Source organism: Nonomuraea sp. NPDC049480 (assembly GCF_044465905.1).
GTDB lineage: Bacteria > Actinomycetota > Actinomycetes > Streptosporangiales > Streptosporangiaceae > Nonomuraea.
This window is the reverse complement of record NZ_JBITMD010000019.1, coordinates 202,822-216,596: the sequence shown is the minus strand read 5'-3', so window position 1 is coordinate 216,596 and position 13,775 is coordinate 202,822. Positions and strand designations below refer to the sequence as shown.

Below are 13,775 nucleotides of genomic sequence, written 5' to 3'. Positions count from 1 at the left end.
GGGAATGTCGCCACCGTCTGACACGCCCTCTGCTGCGTAACCGGGACGCGGGAAAGCGGACCCGAGATGCCATCGAACGGCGTCATCGGGCGCTGGAGTGTTCGGCGGTGTGGCAGGTCATCACCGAGCGGACCACCGTCACCGTAAGGGCCAGCGTGAGCGCGGCGGTGACGGCCAGCAGCGCCAGGCCGAGGCCGTACGAGCCGAACTGCCCGTAGATGAAGCCCATGACCAGCGGCGGCACGAACCCGCCGAGCCCGCCGGCAGCGCCGACCAGCCCCGTGACCGAACCGACCTTGTCAGGGGGCGCGACTTGGGCGACCAGGGCGAAGGTGGCGCCGCTGCCCGCACCGAGCGCCCCGGCCATGGTCAGGAACGCAATCGTGCCCACCGGCATCAGCCCCGGCGTGAGCGCCTGCAGCCCGGCCATGACGGCGATCACGACGAAGACGGCGGTCAAGACGGGCACAGGGCCGATCCGGTCGGACAGCCAGCCGCCGACCGGCCGCATCACGACGGCCAGGATCACGAACCCGGCCATACGGTTGGCGGCGTCGGCTTGCTCCAGGCCATAGCCGGTCTGCAGGTAGGCGGGCAGGTAGACGGAGAAGGCGACGTACCCGCCGAATGCGACGGCATACAGGACGCAGGCCTGCCAGGTGATCGACAGCTTCAGCGTGGCGGCCATGCGCGCCATCAAGGGCTGGGTGGCGACGGTCCGACCGGGGGCGTCACGCAGGACCAGCCAGGCCACAACGGCGTAGGCGGCCAAGGCGACGGCTGTGATGAGGAACGGGGTGGCGGCGCCGCCGGTCCTGACGAGGTTGACGGTGGTAAGGGCGCTTATCGCGGTGCCGCCCATACCGGCGCCGAAGATGCCGACCGCTAGCCCGCGCCGGTGCGGCGGGAACCAGGCGTTCACGAACGGCACCCCGACGGCGAAGGCGGTACCGCCGATGCCCAAGAAGAAGCCGCCGGCCAGCAGCACGGACAGTGAGGTCTGCCCGGCCACGCCGATGAACAGTACGGGCACGATGGTGGCGGCGGAGATGAGGGGGAACATCACGCGTCCGCCGAAGCGGTCGGTGAGCGCGCCGATCGGGATGCGGCCCAGCGAGCCCACGATCACCGGCACGGCGACCAGCAACGCCTGTTGCGCCGCCGACAGGCCGAGCAGCTCCTTGAAACGCGGGCCCAGAGGGCTGAGCAGCGCCCAGGCCCAGAAGTTCACCGCGAAACCCAGCGTCGCCAGGCCGAGCATCAACGCGGCCATGCGGCCACTGGCCGGTGCATTCGTCATGTCATCCTCACATGCATGGCAGGGGATCACGAAAGATGTCCTTGTCCCATCCCAGCTCAGAGGTCATGTCACGGGCTATGGACCAAGGTCCCGACCTTCAGGGACTTACGGGATACGGATGTGCCGGGCCCCCGCATGGGGACGCCTGCCGGCTGGGTGGCGTCCGACTGTTTCGTCATACGTGGGCCACTGCAGGATGTGGGGCGACGACGTCGGCGGCTGAATGGTCGTCGGGAAGGTCGTTCGAGAAAGGCGATGTCCTGGCCGAGCGTGAGCAGCGACGGCTCGTCATGGCCGTCGGCGCGATGCTGGCCGAGCCCGATCGCGGCCAGCAGGCGGTTGCACAGACAACGCTGCCCGTCCGCCTCCTCCACCGGCCGACCCTTGCGGGCGCGGCACGTGCGGGACCGGCGGCCCGTACCCGAGCCTGGCCAGCATCTGCACGTGCCGAACGGCCCCTCCCGATCACCGCGGTGCTGTGCCGGGCGCAGGTCCAGCGGCTAGCTGAACATCGACGCCGCCACGCCGTGCGCGGTCGCGGTGAGCAGCACCCGGTGCAGCGCCTGCCCGGCTGCCAGCCAGGCGCGCGGGCCGTGACCCATGGTGAACGGGGCCGTGAGCTGCGGGCGGGCGACGTCCGAGCTGCACCGTCCCTGCCCGCCGCCGTGTGCCGCCCGTCGCCCTGGGACCCACAGAGAGCGCCTGCGCCGGGCGATCAAACGAGGTCGCACGGCCGGGCACACCCATATGGAGAACCGACTTGTAGGAGCATGGTCGTGACGAGGCGGCCGAGATGCTGAGCGATCCGCGCTCCGGCCATGAACATCCTCGCGGCAGAGGTGTCATCTGTGCCCGTTTGCGAACCTGGCACATCCAGTACGGAACGGCGTCTTTGTTGTCTCCTTGAGGGCTTGACGCAACGAAGCGCTGTTCTTGCGATGGCATCAACAAGCCGAGCTGGGGGCATTCACAGAGGTCAGCAGTTCTTCCCTAGATAACGCATTTTCTGTCCGGTATGGCGTGTTTGTTGATTTTCGTCCCCGTTTGTCTCGCGTCAGGTCCTGCCTCATTGTCCCGCCTCAGATGCCCTGCTCGCGTTCCGTGTTTGTCTCGCCTGACTTGAGGACAACCAGCCACCGCTTGAGGCGCTATCTGCGGCGACGTGCCGTCATGACGGCCAGCGCCGCGAAGATCAGCAGGAAGGCGCCACCCAGGAGGAAAAGGGCGAAACCGACCAGGAGGTTCCAGTTCCCCAGCTCGCTGAGCACCGGGAGGGTCGGGTCCATGTAGAACATGACGATCCACAGGATGCCGATGATCCATGAGGCCGCCATCGCGGCGATCGGCCACCGCGGTGCCCGCGGCGCGACATCGGGAGGTCCTTGACGAGGCTGGGAATGCGCCACCGGTATCTCCTCGGATTGAGGCTCAAATGATGGTACATCGGATCAGCCGGGTGACCGTGATCATGGTTGTCTCAATCAATCCTGTCGGGTGTGGGTGTTGTCTCATCAGATCTGCTCCGTCCAGTGCGGTTCCAGCGGGAGCGGATCCGCGGCTCCCCTGTCTTCGCTGTGGGATATGCCCTTTGAGCAGGTAAATCTGTCCGCTCGTTTCCGTCCTTCAAGGGGTAAAGAACGTCACGGGCTTATGGTGGTCAGCGTGGACCGGGATTCATGTGGGCTTTGAGTCCGGGGTAGAACGCGATGTGGCGATGATGTTGGACTTTCGATCCGATGTGCTCGTTTCTCCTCCCAGCCGTTTGGGCTGCACTGGCCTGGTGAGAAGCGTGAACGGCGGCATGCTCCCGACTATTTTGCTCGTCTGAGCGATGGCTCTGGGCTGGTTATCGACGTTTGTTCTGATAATCGAATCGGTGCGGAGGACGCGGAGGCGTTCGAGCTGACTGCACGGGCATGCACGGAAGTCGGCTGGTGGTATCAGCGGACCGGTGGCCCCTCCCCCATCTTGAGGGCGAATGTCTGCTGTTCGATTCCGGCAGCATTGCGGATCAGTCCCCTGCCCGTTCTCCCCTGCCCGTTCTCCCCTGCCTGGCCTCCCACGGGCAGTCAGGCCCTTGTGCAACAGTCAGGTCTGGCCGCTGGTGCCCGCCGATCCGGGTCCGGCGCCACGGCGCGGATTAGGGCTGAAGCCGAAGATGCTGTTGCCGCCCTGGCACAGCCGCCGACGTTTCCTCCTTCGTTCAAGATCAGTGTCCAGGACTGCGGCTTGGGGGTGGTCATCGGGTCGCGCCGGTGGGTCTCGATCCTGGCCCGTCTGCCGAGGAACGCTAGCGCCGGACTCCCCCGCCAAGTCCTGTACTGGGCTATCACCGTGGTCCGGACGGCACGCTCGTGAGGGGCGGTCCCCCTGCGCGTGGCCCTGATCTCGCTGCCGGCCAGTGGCGTCCGGACAAGCTCCTCTACCTGTTCGCGCTGCTGTCTCAGGTTGTCGAGCGGCATGCCGATCGATCGCGTGCTGGCCGAGGTGGGGCGTCCCGGCGGATCCGACACTCGATCGGTGGGCTGGAGCTCGGCACGACGTTCCTCGTCGAGATCGTGGGCTGGGAGCACGGCAACGCCGCCGCGGCCTGGTCCGGTGATGTCGCTGCGGCCATTGGCCTGACCGCACCACCGCCTTCGCGGCGGCGGCGTGTTCTCGCCGTAGCGGGTCGACTGCCGCCGTCGGTGTCATGGGATCCGGTCCTCAGGTGCGGGCCCACCGCTGGTTGGCGCCGCCGTTGCAGGACCAGATGATCAGCTTGGTGCCGTTGGCGGTGGCGTTGTCCGGCACGTCGAGGCACAGACCCGACTGCGCTCCGGTGATGGTGCCGTCGGCGTTGAAGCGCCACTGCTGGTTGGCCTGCCCGTTGCAGTCCCAGACGATCACCTGAGTGCCGTTGGTGGTGCCTTGGTCGTAGGCGTCCAGGCACTTGTTGCCGTAGACCCGTAGTTCACCGCTCGTGGTGGGCGTCCACTGCTGGTTGGGCTGGCCGTTGCAGTCCCAGATCTGCGCCTGTGCGCCGTTGGCCTGGGAGGCGCCGGTGACGTCCAGGCACCGGCCCGAGGCGGCCCCTTTGATCGCGACCGTGGGGACGATGCCCCCTCCGGTGACGGTGTACATGGCCGCCCCGTGCCCGGGCACGGACGCGCTGATCGTCCCGGAGGAGGAGGACGTCGTGTGCGCCCACAGGTCACGCACCGAGTAGGAGGAGGCCGAGCCCAGGCCCAGGGCTGAGGCGGTGGTGGAGACGGTCGAGGTCGAGGTGCCCCGGTTGAGCAGGACGGCCGCGACCGAGCCGTCGGACATCGGCTTGCGCCAGACCTCCAGGTTGCCGTTGTCGCTGATCTTGTGGCCCTGTCTGCCGCCCCAGTCCTGGTTGACCGCGATGACCTCGGTGTTCGTCAGGATGGAGCGGGTCTCGGCGCTCATCGCGCGCAGATCGTTGCCCGCGATGAGTGGCGCGTTCAGCAGCGACCACAGGCTGAAGTGCGCCCGTCCCTCGGTCGGCGTGAGCGCGCCGACGCCCACCTCCAGCATGTCGGGGTCGTTCCAGCCTCCGGGTCCCGAGTACGCCTCGAGCCCGACCTGCTGGTCCAGGATGCCCATGATGGAGTTCCAGTTCGCGGCGATGTCGCCCGTCGTACGCCAGGAGTTGCCCACCGGCATCCCCCAGGTCCACACGTTCTCCTGGCCCCAGTTGCACAGGCTGTACACGATGGGGCGCCCTGTGGCGGCCAGCGCGTCCCGCATGGCGGTGTAGCGCTGCAGCCCGCTCCTGCCCTGGTGGTCGCCGCAGTTGTCGTACTTCAGGTAGTCGATCCCCCAGGACGCCCACAGGGCGGCGTCGCGCCGCTCGTAGCCGAGGCTGGCCGGGTACCCCGCGCACGTGGTCGTCCCGGCCGAGGAGTAGATGCCGAGCTTCAGCCCCTTGGCGTGGACGTAGTCCGCCAGGGCCTTCATGCCGCTGGGGAACTTCTGCGGGTCAGGCACCAGGTCGCCGTTGGCGTCGCGGCTCCTGGTGGACCAGCAGTCGTCGATGTTGACGTATTCGTAGCCGGCCGCTGCCATGCCGCTGGAGACCATGACGTCCGCGGTCTGCCGGATGAGGTTCTCGTTGACGTTGCAGAAGAAGGTGTTCCAGTCGTTCCACCCCATCTGTGGCGTACGGGCGAGCCCGTTGTCCAGCGCGATGGCCGGCGACGCCCCGCCGCCCATCGCGACCAGAGAGCCGGCGGCCAGTATCGCCGCCAGAGTCACTCGAATGATCTTACGCATCTGACTCTTCTCCTTATGCGGGTCGGTCAGCAGCGGGAGGTGCCCCGGCGTCGCAGGAAAGGGTGGGCGTGGCCGGGGCGCCGTTGGCGGTGAAGCCGAACGTGGTGGTGTCGTTGGCCGCGATGGAGCCGTTGTAGGACTCGTTGTGTACGGTCACGCCGGCTGCGGAGCCGGAGCGGACGCCGTTCCACAGGTTGCTGATCGTCTGCCCGCCCGGCCAGGTCCAGCCGACCGTCCAGCCGTTGACGGCGCTGCCGCCGGCGTGGACGGTCACGGTGGATTGGAAACCGCCGGACCAGGAGCTGACGGTCTCCATCGTGGCCGTGCATGCTCCGGGTGCGGGGGTCGGCGTCGAGGAGCTGCCGAACTGGGAGAAGAACTTCCACACCTCTGCCTTGGTCCAGGTGGTGACGCCGCTCTCGGCGTAGGTACCGTCCACCGGGCCGGGCATGTGACCGTTGTCGAACGCGGCCCAGACGACCGGATAGCCGGCCCGGCATCCGGAGTAGGTGGTGACGATGTGGCTGCGGCTCCCCGAACTCGGCTCGGGGGGGTTCTGCGCGGCACAGCCGTTGTTGCGGACGAACCTGTCACGCAGCGACCGTCCCTGCGCGATGTTGAGCACCGTGTCCCCGATGCCGTGCAGGCCCATGTAGGCGATGGGCTGGGTTCCGCCGCTGCACCCGCTGAGCTGCGCGCCGGAGAAGACCGCGACTGCGCGGAAGGCCGTCGGCCGTGAGCACGCGAGTGAGAAGCTCATCCCGCCGCCGTAGCTGAAGCCGGTGGCGAAGCGCTGCGAGGTGTCGACGCAGAGATCCGCCTCGATGAGCCGGATCATGTCGTCGACGAAGGTGACGTCCTCGCCGTTGGTGTTCGCCCAGCCGTTGTTGACGCCTTGGGGCGCGACGAAGATCGCGCCGTTGTTCGACAGCTGCCTGAGTCCGTAGAAGGACCAGGGGTACCCACTGGTTCCGCCGGAGTCGACGTCGGCGGCGGTGCCGCCCCGCCAGTGGAAGCCGAAGATCAATCGGTAGGGGGTGTCGTTGTGGTAGTTGTCGGGAAGGCGGAGGATGAAGGAGCGGTTCTTGCCGCTGGTCTGAATCGAGTGCGTACCGCTCCTCAGCGTTGGGGTCTTGCCGCATCCGGCGGTCGTCGCGAGGGCGCCGGCGGGCGTCGCGGCTGTGCCGGCGTCGCTGCTCATTGCCGCACGGCCTGTGGCCAGTACGAGAAGTGCCGCGGCAGCGACCGCGATCGTTGTGAAAAGGGAGCCGTGTCCTGACATCACGTAACTCCGATCTTGGTGCGGATTCCGATGCGATCTGGATGGAGGAACCATTGGCTGCTCCCTTGTGCGGCGAGAGCATCGGCCGGCTTGGGACTACTGGAACGAGGCGTCGTCGATGGAGAAGCCGTCCACCGGCGTGGCCGGCGTGAGCTGGAGGTAGCTCGTCGTGCCGCCGGCGGTGACCGTCGTCCACGTCTGCCGGCCGCCGGTGCTTGGCACGGTGCAGGGGTTGCCCCCGTACAGGTAGGCCTGGTCGTTGTCGTCGATGAAGAGTGTGGGGTCGATCTCGCCGTTCCTGAGGAGGGGGCGGCCGATGGCATCCGTGAAGGGCCCGGTGGGGCTGTCGGGGACCTCGACGTCGATGGCCGTCTGGCCGCTCGCCCGGTCCTTTGCCGGGACGTACCAGTAGAACTTGCCGTTTCTGTAGACGGCCTGGCCCGCCCACGCGTCCGCGCTCGCCCAGCTGATGGTGGCCACGCTCATCGGCGAGCCGTGGTCGGTCCGTTTCACCAGGTCCGCGGACGACCAGATCCGCCGCTTCTTCATGGTGACGTACGTCGAGCCGTCCTCGTCGTGTCCCGTGCAGAGGTGGACCCGGCCGTTGTGCACCCGTGGAGCGGGGGCGGCGGTCGTCTGGACGATCGGGTTGTCCGCCCTGGCCGTGCCGGGGATCACCGTCACGGCGCAGGGCGGCGCCACGATCGCCATGGCACCGCGCCTCTCCATGGCGCCGAACCGAAGGGGGGATGTGACTTTCATGGTCACCTTCCGAAGCCGGGCGGGCATGGGTGCGGGCCGCGGTGTGTCAGGTGCGGGTCCAGCGCTGGTTGGCGCCGCCGTGGCAGGAGTAGAGCTGGAGCCGGGTGCCGTTGGCGGTGCCCTGGCCCATGGCGTCCAGGCACAGCCCGGACTGCACCCCGGTGATGGTGCCGTCGGCGTTCAGGCGCCATTTCTGGTTGGCGCCGCCGTGGCAGGAGTAGATCTGGATGCCGGCGCCGTTGCCGGTGCCGGCCGCGTCGAGGCATTTGTTGCCATAGATCCTGAGCTCGCCGGTCGAGGTGGCGGCCCACTGCTGGTTGCCGCGCCCGTTGCAGTCCCACAACTGCACCGCGGTGCCGTCGGCGGTGGCGGCGCCGGGCACGTCCAGGCAACGCCCGGAGCCGACTCCCTTGATCTGCCCGGCGGGTGGAGTCGGCGTCGTGGTGGACGAGCCGCCGTCCAGGCCGAAGAAGCGGATGGCGTACGCGGCCATCCCGGTGCGCGGCAGGTCGTGGCCGGCTCCGGTGATGGTGTACGCCTCGACCTGCCCGGAGCCGAAGACCCGCCGGGTCCAGCCGGATTGCGGGCTGTCAGTGGAGGCGGGGGTCTGGTTCAGTCCGTGCGCGTTGGTCCACTGGTCGACCTCTTCCTGCAGCATCGTGTACGGCAGCACCGAGTCGGCGGTGCCGTGCCAGGCCATCACGCGCGGGCGGGGCCCGGTGTAGCCGGGGTAGGCGTTCCTGACCAGGTCACCCCACTGCTGCGGCGTCTTGTCGCCGCAGCCGGCGGGGCCGAGGCAACCGTAGGGAACTCCCGCGAACGGCGCGCCGGCCTTGAACACGTCCGGGTATGTGGCGAGCAGGTTGTTGGTCTCCATGGCGCCGGAGGAGAAGCCGGTGGCGAACACCCGCTGCGGGTCGCCGTTGTAGCGTTGCAGCACGTAGTTCGTCATGGAGACGATCGACACCGGGTCGCTGCCGCCGCCGTGCCGCAGGGCCTCGTTGGACCACACGTCGAAGCAGTTCGACATGCCGTTGGCGCTCTTGTTCGCCTGCGGGTAGATGACGACGAAGCCATACCGGTCGGCCAGCGAGGCGAACTCGGTGCCCTGGTGGAAGGCCGGAGCCCAGCCGTTGCAGCCGTGCATCGCCACCAGGACGCCCGGCCTGGACTCCACTCTGTCGGGGACGTAGAGGTGCATCCGCAGACCGCCGGGGTTGGCACCGAAGCTCGTCACTTCGGTCAGGACCGCCGCCGACGCTCCCGGCGCAGCCGTGAGGAACACGGACAGAGCGGTGGCCACCGCCGTGATCAGAGCCATCAGGGCGGCTCCGATGCCCGCGTACCTTCTCGTTCGCGGTTCGCTTCGCTTCATTGGTTCGCCTCTCCCTGCGAGCGCTGACAATCGCTGGCTGGTCGAGCTCCCTTTCGGGCCGGTGGAGGTGGTGGCGGGACGGAGCAAATACGAGGCAGAAAGGTACTGTCAAGAGCGCCTTAACGTGCGGCGGGCCGGCGGAAGCAGCGCCCCGGCACGCTCACCTCGGATTATCGAGTCTGGCCGCGTCGATCAGCGGAAGCGTCGTCATGAAACTTTCACTGCGCCCCTATCAGCGAGCCGGGCCGAAACTTTCAAAGGTCACGCGTGCACATTGAGCCAGCACAACCGGCACAGGCAAGGGCAGGGTTCGCCGAAACTTTTCATTACATCCTTGACAATTTTCGGTGATATTCCCACACTGAGTGTCCGAGGTGATCTCCCCTACCGGCCCGGTGGTGCTCAGCAAGGGGACTGCCGTCCCGACGCCTGTGGTGTGCGTCCCCACCAGGGCGCGGCGTCGGTCCCGCGGGTGTGTCCCGCACGATCCTTTCCCCATGATTCGCATACGGAGGCACAAGCATGCGTGTCAACGCCATGTCCCCACCTACCGCCCGACGGCCGCTCGGCGCGCGCCGCGGGGCGCTGATCGCCGGCGCGCTCGGCGCACTCGGCCTGATCACGGCACTGGCGACGGCGATTCCGGCCGATGCCGCGGAGAACACGCTCGGCGCGGCCGCCGCACAGAGCGGACGCTACTTCGGCACCGCCATCGCCTCGGGCAGGCTCGGCGACTCCGCCTACACCACGATCGCCAACCGCGAGTTCAACATGGTGACGGCCGAGAACGAGATGAAGATCGACGCCACCGAGCCCAACCAGGGGCGGTTCAACTTCTCCGCCGGGGACCGGGTCTACAACTGGGCCGTGCAGAACGGCAAGCGGGTGCGCGGGCACACCCTGGCCTGGCACAACCAGCAGCCGAACTGGATGCGGCCGATGGAGGGCAGCCCGCTGCGCCAAGCGATGATCAACCACATCAACGGCGTCATGGGCCACTACAAGGGCAAGATCTACGCCTGGGACGTGGTCAACGAGGCCTACGCCGACGGCAACTCCGGCGGCCGGCGCGACTCCAACCTCCAGCGCACCGGCAACGACTGGATCGAGGTGGCCTTCCGCACCGCGCGCGCCGCCGACCCGGCCGCCAAGCTGTGCTACAACGACTACAACATCGACAACTGGACCTGGGCCAAGACGCAGGGCGTCTACAACATGGTCAGGGACTTCAAGGCCCGCGGCGTGCCGATCGACTGCGTCGGCCTGCAGTCGCACTTCAACAGCAACAGCCCCTACAACAGCAACTACCGCACGACCATCCAGAGCTTCGCCGCGCTGGGGGTCGACGTGCAGATCACCGAGCTGGACATCCAGGGCGGCTCGGCCACCACGTACGCCAACGTCGTCAAGGACTGCCTGGCGGTGCCGCGTTGTACCGGCATCACGGTCTGGGGGGTTCGCGACAGCGACTCCTGGCTCGGCGTCAACGCCGCCGCGCTGCTCTTCGACAGCAACGGCAACAAGAAGCCCGCCTACACCGCGGTGCTCAACGCGCTCAACGGCGGCACCACGACGCCGACGCCCGGCGGCGACGCGGGGCAGATCAAAGGCACGGCCTCCGGCCGCTGCGTGGACGTGCCCAACTCCAGCACCACCGACGGCACCGCGGTCAACCTGTGGGACTGCAACGGTCAGACCAACCAGCAGTGGACGCAGACCTCGGCCGGGGAGCTGAAGGTCTACGGCAACAAGTGCCTGGACGCCGGGGGTACCGGCAACGGCGCCAAGATCCAGATCTACTCCTGCTGGGGCGGCGACAACCAGAAATGGCGCGTCAACTCCGACGGCACGATCGTGGGCGTACAGTCCGGGCTGTGCCTTGACGCCGTCGGCGCCGGCACCGGCAACGGCACCGGCCTGCAGCTGTACAGCTGCCACAGCGGCAGCAACCAGAAGTGGACCTACAACGCGGGCACCGCGTGAGCTTCACCGGCTGCTCGCAGTGGCGCCTGGTCCTGCTGATCCAGACCGGCTCCGCCTGCTGACCGCACCCCGGTGCGACCCTCCCCCGGCCCCGGTGGGGAGATCGAGGGAGGGTGAGCCACGCCCGTCCGAAGCGGCCGGGTGTGGCTCAACAACGGTTCTCACGCTCCCAAGCGGCCCAGCGGCCGTCACACGCTCGTGATCGTCGGCTGGTTGTTGGTGTGGGATCCGCAGTTTCGTGTCGGATGGCAACGTCTGGACCTGCGCTTGGTGGACAGTCCGCGCGATTTGTCGGGTGTGCTGGTCCGCGCGGGCGTGTCGAATCCTCTCGTCATGTCGGCCCCCTTGGAAGCTCGAGTCGAGCGAAGATGTCGCGGGCGGCGAGGTGGTCCGCAGCGTGCTCATCGAGCACCGCCAGCAGGGATTGCGTCAAAATCACCGGCAGCGCCCGGGATCGAGAGCTGGAGTTCAGACTCAACCACCGGCTTGTAGCCATCCTGCCACCCGCCGGGAAGTAGCACGGCTGCCGCCAAAACCGCCCGCCAGAGTGGCAACCACAATGGTTATCTGGGGTTCTTGGCTCCTTCTCGCAGGTCAGAGCGAGATGATCTTTTCAGGCACGTTGACCGGCTCTCACGCGTGGTTCGGGGACCGGACCGACGCGCTGCGAGTCTGTTATGAACAACTGGTCGAACCGCATCGGCTGGTCATCGAGACGGCTGCGGGGCGGGATCGGCGGATCCGGACGAGCGCGTTCGCCCGCGGCGGCGTCGAGGGGATGCTGGCCAGCCTCCGGCCGATGATGAGCTGGTCCGCCGGGGAGTTATGCGTTCCCGGGCATCGGGGCCAGGAATGGCATTTACGCGGGCGCGGGCTGCTGCTCGTGCCTTCGTATTTCTGTGTCGGCGGGCCGCTCACCATGCTCGATCCCGAGTTGCCGCCCGTGTTGGTCTATCCGGTTCAGCGAGGTGTCGATGTCCTGCCGTACAACGGTGCCGCGAGTCTCACGGCGTTGGACGCGCTGGCGGGGACCACCGGGGCCGCCGTGCTCGACGCGGTAGGGGCAGGCGAGGGGAACACCCCGAGATACGGGAAAACCGGTCATGAGGGGATTTTGAAGCATAGAGTCGGACCGTCGTCGCCCAGCACTCGGTTTCAGGCTTGAGCTGGTCAACGGGGGTCGTCCCGGGTGGTCCGGCTGTGCTTGTCGATGAGCCTCGCCCGCCGGCCCGCGACGGCCTGCCCATGGTGATGCCGCCCTGCACACGAGTCATGCCAGTCCCGCAGTCAAGATCTTCCCCTCTGTGAGCGTGGGGAGAATAGTGTGAGGTAATGGATCGTCGCATCCTTGGCCTGGAGAACGAGTACGGCACCACCTTCACGTTCAGGGGCCAGCGCAGGCTGTCCCCCGACGAGGTCGCGCGCTACCTGTTCCGGCCGGTCGTGTCCTGGGGCCGGTCGAGCAACGTGTTCATGCGCAACGGCGCGCGTCTGTACCTGGACGTGGGCAGCCATCCCGAGTACGCCACGCCCGAGTGCGACAACGTCGTCGAGCTGGTCACCCACGACAAGGCGGGGGAACGCATCCTGGAAGGCCTGCTCGTCGACGCCGAGCAGCGGCTGCGCGAGGAGGGCATCGCCGGCGACATCTACCTGTTCAAGAACAACACGGACTCGGCCGGCAACTCCTACGGCTGTCACGAGAACTATTCGGTGGACCGGCACGGCGAGTTCGGGCGGCTGACCGACGTGCTGATCCCGTTCCTGGTCACCCGGCAGATCATCTGCGGGGCGGGCAAGGTGCTCCAGACGCCGCGCGGCGCGGTCTACTGCGTCTCGCAGCGCGCCGAGCACATCTGGGAGGGCGTGTCGTCGGCCACCACCCGGTCCCGGCCGATCATCAACACCCGCGACGAGCCGCTCGCCGACGCCGAGCGGTTCCGCCGGCTGCACGTGATCGTGGGCGACTCCAACATGAGCGAGACCACGATGCTGCTCAAGGTCGGCGCGACCGATCTGGTGCTGCGCATGGTGGAGGCCGGGATCGTGATGCGCGACCTGAGCCTGGAGAATCCGATCCGGGCGATCCGCGAGGTCTCCCACGACATGACCGGGCGGCGGCGGGTGCGGCTGGCCAACGGGCGTGAGGTGTCCTCGCTGGAGATCCAGCAGGAGTATCTGGGCAAGGCCAAGGACTTCGTGGACCGGCGCGGCGGCGATGTGATCGCGCGCAGGGTGCTGGAGCTGTGGGAGCGCACGCTTCGGGCCGTGGAGACCGGGAACCTGGACATGGTGTCCCGCGAGATCGACTGGGTCACGAAATATCATCTGATCGAACGCTATCGCAAAAAGTATGACCTTCCGCTGTCGTCGCCGCGGGTGGCGCAGCTCGACCTCGCCTACCACGACGTGCACCGCAAGCGCGGCCTGTTCTACCTGCTGCAGAAGCGCGGGATGGTGGAGCGGGTGGCGTCCGACACCAAGATCTTCGAGGCCAAGTCGGTGCCGCCGCAGACCACCCGGGCGCGGCTGCGCGGCGAGTTCATCCGCAAGGCGCAGGAGAAGCGGCGCGACTATACCGTCGACTGGGTCCACCTGAAGCTGAACGACCAGGCCCAGCGCACCGTCCTGTGCAAGGACCCGTTCCGCAGCGTCGACGAGCGGGTGGACAAGCTCATCGCCGACATGTGAGCACGCGGAGGAGGGCCTGCGACCGAGCGACGCACCCGAGACCGTCGCCGGCTGTGGGTCGACGCGTGCCGACGACGTCGCCCGGCTCGCCGAGCAGTTGAGGG

Annotated in this window: 10 protein-coding genes; 3 read left to right on the top strand and 7 right to left on the bottom strand. The window is 67.7% G+C overall.

Annotated elements, in window-relative coordinates; all coding sequences use genetic code 11:
- Positions 1-82: 82 nt before the first annotated feature.
- The 7 genes from ACIBX3_RS41700 to ACIBX3_RS41670 form a co-directional block, all read right to left on the bottom strand.
- On the bottom strand, positions 83-1,300 hold the full coding sequence (locus tag ACIBX3_RS41700; protein WP_397126107.1) for an MFS transporter: 1,218 nt from the start codon (positions 1,298-1,300) through the stop codon (positions 83-85).
- A gap of 500 nt (positions 1,301-1,800) precedes the next feature.
- The gene (locus tag ACIBX3_RS41695) at positions 1,801-2,031 is read right to left on the bottom strand and encodes a hypothetical protein (RefSeq protein WP_397126106.1); all 231 of its coding nucleotides are present in this window, start codon (positions 2,029-2,031) and stop codon (positions 1,801-1,803) included.
- A 417-nt stretch (positions 2,032-2,448) separates the two neighbouring features.
- A complete protein-coding gene (locus tag ACIBX3_RS41690; RefSeq protein WP_397126105.1) occupies positions 2,449-2,706 on the bottom strand; it encodes a cell division protein CrgA in 258 nt (85 codons plus the stop codon).
- Positions 2,707-4,006: 1,300 nt separating this feature from the next.
- Positions 4,007-5,578 (bottom strand): glycoside hydrolase family 27 protein, encoded by a 1,572-nt coding sequence (locus ACIBX3_RS41685; RefSeq protein ID WP_397126104.1) that lies wholly within the window; start codon positions 5,576-5,578, stop codon positions 4,007-4,009.
- A 13-nt stretch (positions 5,579-5,591) separates the two neighbouring features.
- Entirely contained in the window at positions 5,592-6,779 is a 1,188-nt protein-coding gene (locus tag ACIBX3_RS41680; protein WP_397126103.1) for a cellulose binding domain-containing protein, read from the bottom strand.
- Between the two features lie 177 nt (positions 6,780-6,956).
- Positions 6,957-7,622, bottom strand: a complete 666-nt coding sequence (locus ACIBX3_RS41675) for a family 43 glycosylhydrolase (protein ID WP_397126102.1) — start codon at positions 7,620-7,622, stop codon at positions 6,957-6,959.
- Between the two features lie 46 nt (positions 7,623-7,668).
- The gene (locus ACIBX3_RS41670; protein ID WP_397126101.1) at positions 7,669-8,943 is read right to left on the bottom strand and encodes a PHB depolymerase family esterase; all 1,275 of its coding nucleotides are present in this window, start codon (positions 8,941-8,943) and stop codon (positions 7,669-7,671) included.
- A 576-nt stretch (positions 8,944-9,519) separates the two neighbouring features.
- Here ACIBX3_RS41670 and ACIBX3_RS41665 point away from each other — a divergent pair.
- The 3 genes from ACIBX3_RS41665 to pafA all read left to right on the top strand — a co-directional run bounded on the left by ACIBX3_RS41665 (position 9,520) and on the right by pafA (position 13,671).
- Entirely contained in the window at positions 9,520-10,980 is a 1,461-nt protein-coding gene (locus tag ACIBX3_RS41665; protein WP_397126100.1) for an endo-1,4-beta-xylanase, read from the top strand.
- Between the two features lie 604 nt (positions 10,981-11,584).
- Entirely contained in the window at positions 11,585-12,145 is a 561-nt protein-coding gene (locus tag ACIBX3_RS41660; RefSeq protein ID WP_397126099.1) for a hypothetical protein, read from the top strand.
- A gap of 167 nt (positions 12,146-12,312) precedes the next feature.
- A complete protein-coding gene (gene pafA / locus ACIBX3_RS41655; RefSeq protein ID WP_397126098.1) occupies positions 12,313-13,671 on the top strand; it encodes a Pup--protein ligase in 1,359 nt (452 codons plus the stop codon).
- Positions 13,672-13,775 lie beyond the last annotated feature (104 nt).